11 protein-coding genes are annotated in these 12,264 nt (G+C 74.7%); 4 read left to right on the top strand and 7 right to left on the bottom strand.

The features are described from left to right. Nucleotides 1–20: 20 nt before the first annotated feature. The 3 genes from HLI28_RS03635 to HLI28_RS03625 all read right to left on the bottom strand — a co-directional run bounded on the left by HLI28_RS03635 (nucleotide 21) and on the right by HLI28_RS03625 (nucleotide 2,630). A complete protein-coding gene (locus HLI28_RS03635) occupies nucleotides 21–446 on the bottom strand; it encodes a hypothetical protein (protein ID WP_171246148.1) in 426 nt (141 codons plus the stop codon). Between the two features lie 219 nt (nucleotides 447–665). Continuing rightward, complete coding sequence (locus HLI28_RS03630) at nucleotides 666–1,424, bottom strand: MerR family transcriptional regulator (protein ID WP_171246147.1); 759 nt, start codon at nucleotides 1,422–1,424, stop codon at nucleotides 666–668. A gap of 45 nt (nucleotides 1,425–1,469) precedes the next feature. Beyond that, nucleotides 1,470–2,630 (bottom strand): AI-2E family transporter, encoded by a 1,161-nt coding sequence (locus tag HLI28_RS03625; protein ID WP_171246146.1) that lies wholly within the window; start codon nucleotides 2,628–2,630, stop codon nucleotides 1,470–1,472. A gap of 119 nt (nucleotides 2,631–2,749) precedes the next feature. Here HLI28_RS03625 and HLI28_RS03620 point away from each other — a divergent pair, with 119 nt between their 5' ends. Beyond that, nucleotides 2,750–4,846 (top strand): heavy metal translocating P-type ATPase, encoded by a 2,097-nt coding sequence (locus HLI28_RS03620; RefSeq protein ID WP_171246145.1) that lies wholly within the window; start codon nucleotides 2,750–2,752, stop codon nucleotides 4,844–4,846. Nucleotides 4,847–4,855: 9 nt separating this feature from the next. Here the strand turns inward: HLI28_RS03620 and HLI28_RS03615 are convergent, their stop codons facing one another. From HLI28_RS03615 to HLI28_RS03605, 3 genes are all read right to left on the bottom strand, one after another. Further along, on the bottom strand, nucleotides 4,856–5,464 hold the full coding sequence (locus HLI28_RS03615; protein WP_171246144.1) for a hypothetical protein: 609 nt from the start codon (nucleotides 5,462–5,464) through the stop codon (nucleotides 4,856–4,858). Nucleotides 5,465–5,496: 32 nt separating this feature from the next. Next, nucleotides 5,497–5,955 (bottom strand): hypothetical protein, encoded by a 459-nt coding sequence (locus HLI28_RS03610; protein ID WP_171246143.1) that lies wholly within the window; start codon nucleotides 5,953–5,955, stop codon nucleotides 5,497–5,499. 166 nt (nucleotides 5,956–6,121) lie between these two features. Then, nucleotides 6,122–6,877: an SDR family NAD(P)-dependent oxidoreductase gene (locus HLI28_RS03605; RefSeq protein ID WP_171246142.1), complete on the bottom strand. Its 756-nt coding sequence runs from the start codon at nucleotides 6,875–6,877 to the stop codon at nucleotides 6,122–6,124. A 102-nt stretch (nucleotides 6,878–6,979) separates the two neighbouring features. Here HLI28_RS03605 and HLI28_RS03600 point away from each other — a divergent pair, with 102 nt between their 5' ends. The 3 genes from HLI28_RS03600 (at nucleotide 6,980) to HLI28_RS03590 (ending at nucleotide 11,253) form a co-directional block, all read left to right on the top strand. After that, on the top strand, nucleotides 6,980–8,359 hold the full coding sequence (locus HLI28_RS03600) for an NAD(P)-binding protein (RefSeq protein WP_171246141.1): 1,380 nt from the start codon (nucleotides 6,980–6,982) through the stop codon (nucleotides 8,357–8,359). Nucleotides 8,360–8,390: 31 nt separating this feature from the next. Beyond that, nucleotides 8,391–10,016, top strand: coding sequence for a LuxR C-terminal-related transcriptional regulator (locus HLI28_RS03595; RefSeq protein WP_171246140.1), 1,626 nt, complete (start codon nucleotides 8,391–8,393; stop codon nucleotides 10,014–10,016). 130 nt (nucleotides 10,017–10,146) lie between these two features. After that, nucleotides 10,147–11,253 (top strand): class I SAM-dependent methyltransferase, encoded by a 1,107-nt coding sequence (locus HLI28_RS03590; RefSeq protein ID WP_171246139.1) that lies wholly within the window; start codon nucleotides 10,147–10,149, stop codon nucleotides 11,251–11,253. A gap of 19 nt (nucleotides 11,254–11,272) precedes the next feature. Here HLI28_RS03590 and HLI28_RS03585 read toward each other — a convergent pair whose 3' ends face one another. After that, complete coding sequence (locus HLI28_RS03585) at nucleotides 11,273–12,190, bottom strand: ribokinase (protein WP_171246138.1); 918 nt, start codon at nucleotides 12,188–12,190, stop codon at nucleotides 11,273–11,275. Nucleotides 12,191–12,264: the final 74 nt, after the last annotated feature.

Raw genomic sequence — 12,264 nt, 5'->3', positions numbered from 1 at the left:
GCTCGCAGGCGCACCGGCTGCTACGGCGTGCGGTCCCGCCAGCCGGGCACCAGCCGCTCGAGCGCGTCGACGAGGTCGATCGAGTCCCCGTCCTTGCCCCCGGCACCGAGCACGAGCGGCGGACGCGTCGCCGCCGGGCGCACCCCGCGCACCCGGTCGAGCAGGGTCAGCGGCGCGGTGAGCACGTAGAACTCAGCGTCCGTGGAGACGGCGGCGGTGCGGTCGGCGCGCAGGTACCAGCCCTGCAGCGGTGTCCGGGCGGTGCCGCGACCGCCGTAGCCCTTGACCTGCAGCGGCTCGGGGTCCGGCCCGACCTCGCGGGCCGCCGCGACGAACCGGCCGAGGAGCTCCTCGGCGCGGCGGTGCTCGGCGTCCTGCCGGGCGGCCAGCCGGGCGGCGTGCTCGTGGGCGGCCTCGGTGCGCTGCCGGGCCCAGTCGTCACTCACCCGGCCAGTCTCACACGGCCACCCGTACGCAGCCCCGCCAGGGCGCAGCCCGCCCCTTCGCAGCCCGTCGGCATCTCCCCGCCAGGTCGTACCTCCCGTCGCGCCGTCGTACCGGGCGGGTACGACCGCGCGACGGGAGGTACGACTCCGCGATGGGCGGTGGGCGACGTGCCGGGAGATACGACGTCACGAGGTGGGCGACGTGCCGGCGACGCCCGGTCAGAGCTCCCGCTCGGCGTGGGCCCGCAGGGCGTCGCGCACGAAGGTCGCCCCGTCGGCGCCGCCGTAGTGCGCGGCGAACCGCTCGTCGGCGACGTACATCTCGGCGAGCCCCACGACGTACTCCTTCGGCGGGTGCCCGACGTCGGCCCCGGGCGTCCCGGGGATCGAGCCGAGCCACTCGACGTGGCGGGCGGCGAGCGTCTGCGCCTCGGGCGAGGCCGGGTCGACGCCCCGCTGCGCGGCGTCGATCCAGGCGCGGCCCAGCGCCTCGGCCTTCTCACGGAAGTCGGCCTGCCCCTCGACGCCGAGACCGCGCCACCAGGCGTCGGACTCGCGGTAGGCATCTGCGCCCCAGCGCTCGGTCACCTCGTCGGCGTACTGCGTGTGGTCGAACCCGTCCAGCATCTCCTCGGCCATGATCGGCCTCCTCTCGGTCAGTGCGGCGAGCGTGCGTTCCACCGAGGCGATCTGCCGGTCGATCCGGCCGCGCTCGTCGTGCAGCACCGCGAGATGACCGCGCAGGGCGGTGGCCTCGTCGGTGCCGGTGTCCAGGACCTCGGCGATCCGGGCGAGCGGGAGCCCGAGCTCACGCAGCAGCAGGATGCGCTGCAGGCGCCGGATGGCGGCGTCGTCGTAGCGGCGTAGCCCACCGTGCCCGGTGCCCGACGGCGGCAGCAGGCCGATGCGGTCGTAGTGCCGCAGGGTGCGGCTCGAGACCCCCGCGAGGCGGGCGACGTCCTGGATGGAACGGCTCATGGCGCCGACGCTAGAGGTTGACGCTGCGTCAACAGCAAGGGGTCGTCAGCCGTCCGTGGTCGAGGACTCGGCGCCGGCCGGCTCCGCCTCCGAGGAGGGACCGTCCGTCTCCGACGCGCGGTCCGGCACCAGCTGCTTCCCCGGCGGCGCCGTGGCGTTCCACTCCTTGACCGCCGCCCAGGCGACGGCCGTGATCGGCACCGCCAGCAGCGCACCGACGATGCCGGCGAGGATCGTGCCGGCCGTCAGGGCCGAGAGCACGACGAGCGGGTGCAGCGACAGGACCTTGCCCATGACGACCGGGGCGAGCAGGTCGCCCTCGAGCTGGTTCACGGCGACCACGAGCGCGACCACGACGAGGGCCGCCAACAGACCGTTCGTCACCAGGGCCACGAGTGCCGCCAGGGCACCCGCGAGGACCGCGCCGAGGAGCGGGATGAACGCGCCGAGGAAGACGACCGCCGCCAGCGGCAGCGCCAGCGGGACACCGATGATCAGCAGGCCGACACCGATGAAGACGGCGTCGACCGTCGCGACGATCGCCGTGCCGCGCAGGTACCCGCCGAGCACCTCGACCGAACGCTCCCCGACCCGCTGGGCCCGCTGCCGCGTGGCCTCGCGCAGCGGGGTGATGAGGAACGCGAACATGCTGCGGCCGTCCTTGAGGAGGAAGAACAGCACGACGACGCCGAGCAGCAGGCTCGCGACGGCCTCCGCCGCCGCGGTCGCCCCGCGGATGGCCCCGGACTGCACCTGCTCGCTCGACAGCGCGTCCACCGCCGACTGCCGCACGGACTCGATCTGATCCGGGCTGATCCCCAGCGGCCCGTCGGTGAGGAAGGCCTCGAGCTCGTCGATCCCGCGGCCGGCCTCCTCGACGAGGTTCGGCCACTCGTCCTGGAACGCCAGGGTCACGAGCCACACCACCAGCCCGAGCAGGACGAGGCCCGCCAGGAGCGTGGTCCACGTCGCCAGCAGCGCCGGCCACCCCCGGCGACGCAGGAAACCGACCAGCGGGGCCAGGGCCGCGGCGACGACCATGGCGATGAGCACCGGGATCACCAGCAGCGACAGCCGGGTCAGGGCGAAGACCACGCAGGCGGCCAGCGCGAGCAGCAGGAGCACCTGGGCCGCGCGGATCGCGGGCCGCCCGAGCCGGTCGTTCCACAGGCGGGCGACCTGCCCGGAGGGTGACGAGTTGTCCATCGGTTCAGCGTGTCACCGCGCCGACGATCTTTCTCGTCCTGCCCCACGTCACGCGCCCGAACCGCCGATGGATGGATACCCCTGGTGGGTATACGGTGGACGGAGACGGAAGGAGATCCATGGCCACGTCGCACACGGACCACACCGGGCACGCCGAGCGCACGGAGCACGCCGAGCACACGGACCAGACCGAGCACACCGGGAGCCACGAGGACCACGCGGGCCACGGGGACCACGCGGGCCACGGGGACCACGTCGCCCAGTTCCGGCAGCTGTTCTGGATCATGCTGGTACTGGCCGTCCCGACGGTCGCGATGTCGAGCACCTTCGCGATGCTGCTCGGCTACGACCTGCCCGACGCCGGCTGGGTCCCGTGGGTCTCCCCCGTCCTGGGCACCGTGATCTACCTCTGGGGCGGCCGCCCGTTCCTCACCGGGGCCTGGAGCGAGCTGCGCTCGCGGACCCCCGGGATGATGCTGCTCATCGGCCTGGCGATCACCGTCGCCTTCCTCGCGTCGCTCGGGGCGAGCCTCGGTGTGCTCGACGGCGGCCTCGACTTCTGGTGGGAGCTCGCCCTGCTGGTGGTGATCATGCTGCTCGGCCACTGGGTGGAGATGCGGTCGCTGGCGCGGACCACCTCCGCGCTCGACTCGCTGGCCGCCCTGCTCCCCGACGAGGCGGAACGCGTCACCGAGTCGGGCACCGAGACGGTCTCCCCGACGGACCTGCACACCGGGGACGTCGTCCTGGTCCGCCCCGGCGGCAGCGTCCCGGCCGACGGCCGGGTCGTGGACGGCCGCGCCGAGATGGACGAGTCCATGGTCACCGGCGAGTCCCGCACCGTGACGCGCACCGACGGCGACCAGGTCACCGCCGGCACCGTGGCCACCGACTCGGCGCTGCGCGTCGAGGTCACCGCGACCGGCGACGACACGACCCTGGCCGGGATCCAGCGCCTGGTGAGCGAGGCGCAGTCGTCGTCCTCCCGGGCGCAGCGGCTGGCCGACCGCGCCGCGGCCTGGCTGTTCTGGTACGCCCTGGGTGCGGCCGTGGTCACCGCGGCCGTCTGGACCGCGACCGGCAGCCCCGACGAGGCCGTCGTGCGCACGATCACCGTGCTCGTCATCGCCTGCCCGCACGCTCTCGGCCTGGCGATCCCGCTCGTCGTCTCCATCGCCACCGAGCGGGCGGCCCGCGGCGGCGTGCTGGTCAAGGACCGCCTCGCTCTGGAGAGCATGCGGACGGTCGACACGGTCCTGTTCGACAAGACCGGCACCCTGACGCGCGGCGAGCCCGCGCTGGGCGACGTCGCAGCGACCGGTGACCTCGACGAGGACGCCGTGCTGGCGCTGGCCGCCGCGGCCGAGGCCGACAGCGAGCACCCGCTGGCCCGCGCGATCGTGGCCGCGGCGGCCGACCGCGGCCTCGACGTCCCCCGGGCGGGCGACTTCTCCTCCGAGCCCGGGCTCGGCGTCACGGCGACCGTGGAGGGCCGCGAGGTCCGGGTCGGCGGACCGCGGCTCCTGCAGGAGACCGGCGCCGACGAGGCCCCGGAGGCCGCGGCGTGGCGCGACCACGGGGCGACCGTCCTGCACGTGCTGCGCGACGGCCGCGTCGTCGGTGCGCTCGAGCTCGCCGACGAGGTGCGCCCGGAGTCCGCGCAGGCGGTCCGAGCCCTGCACGCGCAGGGTGTCCAGGTCGTCATGATCACCGGCGACGCCGAGGCCGTGGCGCGGTCGGTGGCCGAGGAGCTCGGCATCGACCGCTGGTTCGCCGGGGTGCGGCCCGAGGACAAGTCCGACCGCGTGGCCGAGCTGCAGCGCGAAGGACGCAAGGTCGCGATGGTCGGCGACGGCGTCAACGACGCCCCCGCCCTCGCCCAGGCCGACGTCGGGATCGCGATCGGCGCCGGGACCGACGTCGCGATCGCCTCCGCCGGCGTCATCCTGGCCAGCGACGACCCGCGCTCGGTGCTGTCCGTCATCGAGCTGTCCCGGGCGACCTACCGCAAGATGAAGGAGAACCTCTGGTGGGCGGCGGGCTACAACCTGCTGGCCGTGCCGCTGGCCGCCGGCGTCCTGGCACCGGTCGGGTTCGTCCTGCCGATGTCGGTGGGCGCCCTGCTGATGTCCGCCTCGACCGTGGTCGTGGCGCTCAACGCCCAGCTCCTGCGGCGTCTCGACCTGCGTCCGGGCGGCCCGGCCGCGAGGGACTGAGCCGGTCGCTCAGCGGGCGCGGGGACCGGCGCCCGCACCGGCGACGGCCGGTGCGGGCAGCGGAACCAGGGAGTGGGTGTCGCTGCCGCGCAGCCCGGACGTCGCGACCCGCACCTGGTCCCCGCGCGCGACCTGCCGGTACGCCTCCCGCCGGAGCCGGTACTCCCGGATCGCCCCGGCGTCGTCGACCACCGTGACGTAGAAGGCCGCCTGCCCCAGCGGCCCGTCCTGGCCCGCGGCCCGCTCCACACGACGGCGGCGGTCGGTGACCGTGCCGACCACGACGCGCGGGTGGACGGCGTCGGCGACGTCGCGCAGCAGCGGCACGACGGTGACCCGCAGCAGCCCGACCGCCGGCATCCCGACCAGCAGCGGGATCCACAGACCCGGACCGCTGCCGGTGAAGCTCTCCAGCGCGAACCCGAACAGTCCCAGCGCCACGAAGGCCCCGAGGGCGCGTGCGAGCGCCACGACCGGCACGGTCCGCGCCGTCGCCGCGACCTCGCGCTCGGAAGGGCGGTCGCCCCGGGTCCGGTAGGCGTGCACGACCATCGCACCGAGCACCAGGCCCAGGACCGCGAGCCGCAGCCCGAGGTCGAGGACGGCCGGCAGGTCCACGGCGGTCTCCTCTCGTCGGCGTACTGGTCAGGTCAGGCGGACAGGCCGCGGGTCGTCGGGCGCGGCGCCCGGTCGAGCCAGGCGTCCGGTGCCCTCCCGAACGGCTCGGCCGCGCGGGCGACGTCCCGCCGCACGTCCTCGCGGGCCTCCCACGCCAGGTCGACCCAGGCCCGGGGGTACGACGGTGAACGGCGGACGAACCCCGCACGCTCCGGTGCCCGCACCGTGCCGTCGGCGTCCCGCACGACGTCCAGACCCAGCCCGACGAACGAGCTCAGCAGCGACGCGACGGACACCTCGGTGGCGACGTCCACACGCACCGAGCCGTCGTGCCGGAACCACGCGACCCAGGGGTCCGCCACCGGCAGCAGCAGCAGTCCGTGGTCCGGCACCGCGAACCAGTCCCCCCACTCGTCCGCGCCGAGAGCCTCGGCCTGCCAGGCACGGTCGACCGTGCCGAACGGCGTGCGCTGCTCGATGCGGACCGGCATGTGGCCTCCCCCAAGGCTGATGTCCGTCGCCCGGAAGACCGGTTCCGACGACCCGACGACCCCGCGGCACGCCTCATCGTGCTGCCTCGCCGTGGCGGCGGCACGGCAGCGAGATGACCATCACCCGTCGATCAGGTGAACTCCGGGTGCACGCGCGGCCGGGGCGTCAGACCGCCGTGTACCCGCCGTCGATGAGCCAGTAGGCACCGGTGACGAAGGACGCCTCCTCGGACAGGAGGAACCGCACGACGCTCGCGACCTCGTCCGCCTCGCCGAGCCGACCGAGCATGTGCTTGGAGACCAGCACCTCCTCCAGCTCGGGGGTCAGGACCCCCTCGAGCAGCGGCGTGCGGATGTATCCGGGTCCGACGCAGTTGATCCGCAGGCCGGCCGGGCCGTACTCGGCCGCCGCGTTCTTCGTGATCCCGACGACGCCGTGCTTGGAGGCCGTGTACGCCCCGTTGCCGATCGCGGCCACGGTGCCGTGGATGGACGCCATGTTCACGATGGCGCACCCGGACGGGTCCTGCTCGAGCATCGCCGGGATCTGAGCGCGCATGCCGAACAGGACACCGTGGAGGTTGATGTCGATGACACGCTTCCAGTCCTCCACGTCGAGCTCGCCCGCCGGCGCCGCGTTGCCTCCGATCCCCGCGTTGTTGACCGCGTAGTGGAGCGCGCCGTAGGCCTGCTTCGCGGTGTCGACCACCCGCACCGCGTCGTCGAAGCTCGCCGTGTCCTGCTGCACGGCCGTCGCCTCACCACCTGCGGCCTTGATCTCGTCGGCGACACGCTGCGCCGCGTCGAGCCGGATGTCCGTCCCGACGACCTTGGCTCCACGGGCAGCCAGCTGCTTGCTGATCGCCTCGCCGAGCCCTGACCCGGCGCCGGTCACCAGCGCCACCTTGCCCTCGAACGTCATCGCGGACCACTCCCTCGTCGGCGCCTGTCCCTTCACGCTAAGTCCGTGACCGGGCCCACGCCCGCCACGTGGCGGACGTGACGACCGTGCCATGATGAACAGATGGGCCAGGTCCTGGAGACGGACTACCTCGTCGTCGGCGCGGGTGCGACCGGGATGGCGTTCGCGGACACGCTGCTGGACCATTCCGACGCCCACGTGACGATCGTCGACCGCCGCGAGGCCGCCGGCGGGCACTGGCGCGACGCCTACCCGTTCGTGCGGCTGCACCAGGCCTCCTCCTTCTACGGCGTGGCGTCCACCTCCCTCGACGGCGGCATCCAGACCTCCGGCCCCGAGGCCGGTCTGCACGTGCGCGCCACGGGCGCCGAGGTCTGCGGCTACTACGACCGGGTGCTGGCCGACCGGTTCCTGGCGTCCGGACGGGCGACGTTCCTCGGCGGGCACGAGATGGCCGACGACGGCTCGGTCGTCGCGCTCGACACCGGCGAGACGCGGGAGATCCGCGTGCGCCGTCGGGTCGTGGACGCGCACTACCTCGCCCCGTCGATCCCGGCGCTGACCCCGCCGCCGTTCGCCGTGGACGAGGGTGCACGGTGGGTTCCAGTGGGCGAGCTCCCCACCGTCGCGGACGAGGCCGGGTCGTTCGTCGTCGTCGGGTCCGGCAAGACCGCCACCGACGCCGTCGTGTGGCTGCTCGGTCGTGGCACCTCCCCGGACGCGATCACCTGGGTCCGCCCGCGGGACCCGTGGATGCTTGACCGCGCCGCCGTCCAGCCGGACGCCGCGGTGATCCGGACCATGGTGGCCGAGCTCATGGAGGCCGCGGCGGCGGCCCCGACCGTGGACGACTTCTTCCTGCGCCTCGAGGGCGCCGGAGTGATGCTCCGCCTGGACCCCGACGTCGTGCCCACGATGGCCCGCGTCCCCACGCTCGCCCGCTGGGAGCTGGAGCTGCTGCGCTCGGTCGAGCGCGTCGTGCGCCGCGGGCACCTGCGCCGGGTGTCCCCGGGGACGCTCCGGCTGGACGAGGGGGACGTGCCGGTGCCCCGGGACGCCGTCGTCGTGCACTGCGCCGCCGAAGGGCTCCGGCTGCGGCCCGCCGTGCCGATCTGGTCGCCCGGACGGATCGTCGTCCAGCCGGTGCGGGCCGGGTTCCCCTGCTTCGGGGCCGCGCTCATCGGCTACGTGGAAGCCACCCAGGGCGAACGCGCGGACGACGAGCGCAACGCGGTGTGCCCGTCCACCCCGTACTTCTCCACCCCGCGGGAGTGGGTCGCCGGGCAGGCCGCCGGGGCGCTGGCGACCGCGGCCTTCATGGCCGACCCGGACCTCGCCCGCTGGTCGCACGGGACGACCCTCAACCCGAGCCGCGTGACACCGCAGGACCGCGACCGCCCCGAGGTGCAGGCCGCCCAGGCCCGTCTGCGCGCATCGACCGAGCCCGGCATGCGGGGCCTGCTGCGGCTGGCCGCGGCCTAGTGCGAGCCGTCCAGGGCACCGGTGACCCGCCGTGACCGTCGACGACGACCGGCTCGACGCCGCACGACGCGCCTGCGCCGAGCGGGAGTGGGCGACGGCCCGTGCCCTGTACGTCCGGCTGCGTGCCGAGGGGCCGCTCGAGGTCGACGACCTCGCGGCGCTCGCCGACTGCTGCTGGTGGCTGGGCCTGATGGACGAGTACGTCGCGACGGCCGCCGAGGTGGTGGACCAGCGGATGGCGGCCGGTGACGCGGCAGGTGCCGGCATGGCCGCGCTCGAGGTGGGGGTGCCGGAGCTCGTGCGCGGCCACGTCGCCGCCGGTGCCGGATGGCTCGCCCGGGCGCGGCGCCTGCTCGCCGACGTCCCCGACGCCGTCGAGCACGGCTACCTGCTGCTGCTGGACGCGCACGACGCGCTGGACGCGGGCGACGTGGCCGGCGCCGACCGGCTGGCCGCGCAGGTGCTCGACCTCGGTGACCGGCACGCCGAACCCACCCTCCAGGCGCACGGTCTGTTCCTGCGGGGACGGTGCGCGCTGCGCCGCGGCCGGGTGGCGGAGGCCCGTCGACTGCTGGACGAGGCCATGGTGCCCGTGCTGGGCGGACGGACGGCTCCGCAGTGGGCCGGTGACCTGTACTGCCGGATGATGCAGGTCTGCCACGAGCTCGGCGACCTGCCGCGCGCCCAGCACTGGACCGAGGTCACGGAGCGGTGGTGCCGCGGGTGGGCGCCGGCCACGCTCTTCAGCGGCATCTGCCGGGTGCACCGTGTCCAGCTCCTGCAGGTGCACGGGCAGTGGCCGCAGGCGCTCGAGGAGGCGGAGCGGGCCGCCGCGGACCTGACGGGGCTCGACGTCACCGCCGCCGCCGAGGCGCACTACCGCGTCGGTGAGCTGCACCGGCTCCGGGGCGAGCTCGACGCGGCCCGCGAGGCCTACGACCGGTCCCGCGGGCTCGGCCGGGACCCGCAGCCGGGGCTGGCGCTGCTGCACCTGGACGCGGGGCACCGGGGCCGGGCGGCGACCATGCTGGGCGCCGCGCTGGACGCGACGACGGACCCTCTCACGCGGGCACCGTTGCTGGCGGCCGCGATCGAGGTCGGTCTGGACTCCGCCGGTGGCACTCCGGACGAGCTGGTCGAGGAGCTCTCCGAGATCGCGGACCGGCACGCCTCCCCGGTGTGGCGCGCCGTGGCGTGCCGGGGGCGCGGCGTGCTGCTCGCAGCGCACGGTGACGAGGTGGCGGCGCTGCGGGAGCTGCGCGAGGCCCAGGAACGGTGGCAGCAGATCGGCGCACCGCACGAGACGGCCTGCGTCCGCCACGAGGCCGCCGACGTCCTGGACGGTCTCGGCGACCACGAGTCGGCGCGTGCCGAGCGGGAGCTGGCGACCGCGGAACTGGAAGAGCTCGGCGCGACGCACGAGATCGCGCGGCGCACGGCGCGCCACCCGCGCCGTCGCCGGACGGACGGCCTGTCGCCGCGGGAGGTCGAGGTGCTCGTCGCCGTCGCGGACGGCGGGACGAACCGCGAGGTCGGGCACCGGCTGCACATCAGCGAGCGCACCGTCGCCCGGCACCTGGCCAACATCTACCTCAAGCTCGGCACGCCGTCGCGGACGGCGGCGGTGAGCTGGGCGCGGGAGCACGCCCTGCTCTGATCGCGCGGCTCGCCGTGCTCCGGGCCGTGCACACGGTGCTGCACACCCTCGGCGATCTGCACGATCCTGCCGATGTGCCGCACCCCCGGCCGCCCGTAGCGTCGAGGACGAACCGACGGAGGGCAGACCGATGACCACCACGACGACGACCACGCCCGGCCCCGCCCCGACCGGCCCCGCGCCCGACCCCGACCGGGTGGCGGACTTCGCCGGCGAGATGCTCGAGACGCTCGCCCGCGGAGCCACAGCCCTGATGGTCAGCATCGGGCACCGCACAGGACTCTTCGACACGATCGCCGGGATGGCGCCGGCGAGCAGCCACGAGATCGCGGCCGCGGCCGGCCTGCACGAGCGCTACGTACGCGAGTGGCTCGGAGCGATGACGGTCTCGCACGTCGTCGTCCACGACCGGGCCGCCGACACGTACCGGCTCCCCGTCGAGCACGCCGCGCTGCTGACCCGCGCGGCGGGCCCGGACAACCTCGCCTCACAGCTGCAGTTCATCCCGATGCTCGCCCAGGTCGAGGAGGGCATCGTGCGCTGCTTCGCCGAGGGTGGCGGGCTGGGCTACGACGCGTTCGCCCGGTTCGACCGGCTCATGGCCGAGCAGAGCGCCCAGACCAACGACGCCGCGCTGCTGGACCGCATCGTCCCGCTCGTGGACGGGCTGGACGACCGCCTGCGTACCGGGATCCGGGTCGCGGACATCGGGTGCGGTCAGGGCCACGCGCTCAACCTGCTGGCGCACGCCTACCCCGAGAGCGACTTCCACGGATACGACTTCCTGCCCGACGCCGTCGCGGCTGCCCGCGGCGAGGCCGACGCGTTCGGGCTGGGCAACGTGCACGTCGAGGTCCGCGACGTCGCCGACCTGTCCGGCACCGGTACCTTCGGCCTGATCACCGCCTTCGACGCCGTCCACGACCAGGCGTACCCGGCACGGGTGCTGGCCCAGGTCGCCGAGCACCTCGACGCCGACGGCACCTTCCTCATGGTGGACATGGACGCCTCCAGCACCGTGGACGACAACATCGACGTCCCCTGGGCGCCGTTCCTCTACACCGTCTCGACGATGCACTGCCTGACGGTCTCGCTCGCGCAGGGAGGAGAGGGTCTGGGCACCGTCTGGGGACGGCAGACCGCGCAGCGGATGCTCGCCGACGCGGGCTTCTCGGACGTGAGCGTGGCGTCCGTCCCCGACGACTTCGTCAACGCCTACTACGTGGCCCGGCACTGAGCGCCGGGCAGCGGTGGCATCAGGCACGCACGGACGGCAGCACGTCGTCGGCCGTCGGGAAGGACGGCTGGGCACCGTGGGTCGCGACGGAGAACGCGCCGACCCGCACGGCCGTCCGGGCCGCGTCGACGAGCGTGTCGCCCTGGCTGACGCGGTAGGCCAGGGCCCCGACGAACGCGTCGCCAGCGCCCGTGGTGTCCACGGCCTCGACGTGCGGCGTCGGCACGACGACCGGTTCGCCCACCCCGGCGGCGGGCTCGAGCACCACGGCACCGGCGGGGCCGAGGGTGAGCACCACCGACCGCGGACCGAGGCCGTGCAGCTCGGCGATGACGGCGAACGGCGACTCGGGCACCGGCCGCTCGGACTCCTCCAGCAGCCGTTCGGCCTCCGCGTGGTTCACCACCAGCGGGTCGGCCAGCGCCAGCACGTCGGTGGCGACCGGCACGACGGGCGCGAGGTTGAGCAGCACCCGGCCCCGGCCGGCACGGGCCGCGGCCTCGGACCCCCGCAGCGGGATCTCCCCCTGCAGCACGACGACGTCAGCACCGGCCACGAGGTCGTGGTGGCGGGCGACGACGTCCGCGTCGACGGCACGGTTGGCGCCCGGGACGACGACGATCGAGTTCTCGCCGTCGTCGTCCACCCAGATCTGCGCCACACCGGTGGGTCCCTCGACCGTCTCGACCCCGTCCAGGTCCACGCCGGCGTCACGCAGCCCGACGAGCGCGATGTCGGCGAAGGCGTCGGAGCCGATGGCCCCGAGCAGCGCGACGTCGCCGCCGAGCCGGGCGGCCACGACCGCCTGGTTGGCCCCCTTGCCCCCGGGGATCACGGTCATGGAGTCGGCGAGCACCGTCTCCCCCGTGACGGGCAGCGCGGGGACGCGCGCGACGAGGTCGGCGTTGACGGAGCCGACGACCACGATCGAGGTCATGCCTCGGGCCTCCAGGATGCGTGAGCAGGACGGACGGGCCGACGGACCGTCCGCCCCCATGATCGCGCACGATT

Origin of the sequence: Isoptericola sediminis (assembly GCF_013085345.1) — a bacterium.
GTDB lineage: Bacteria > Actinomycetota > Actinomycetes > Actinomycetales > Cellulomonadaceae > Isoptericola > Isoptericola sediminis.
This window is presented reverse-complemented; position numbering and strand designations above follow the sequence as displayed.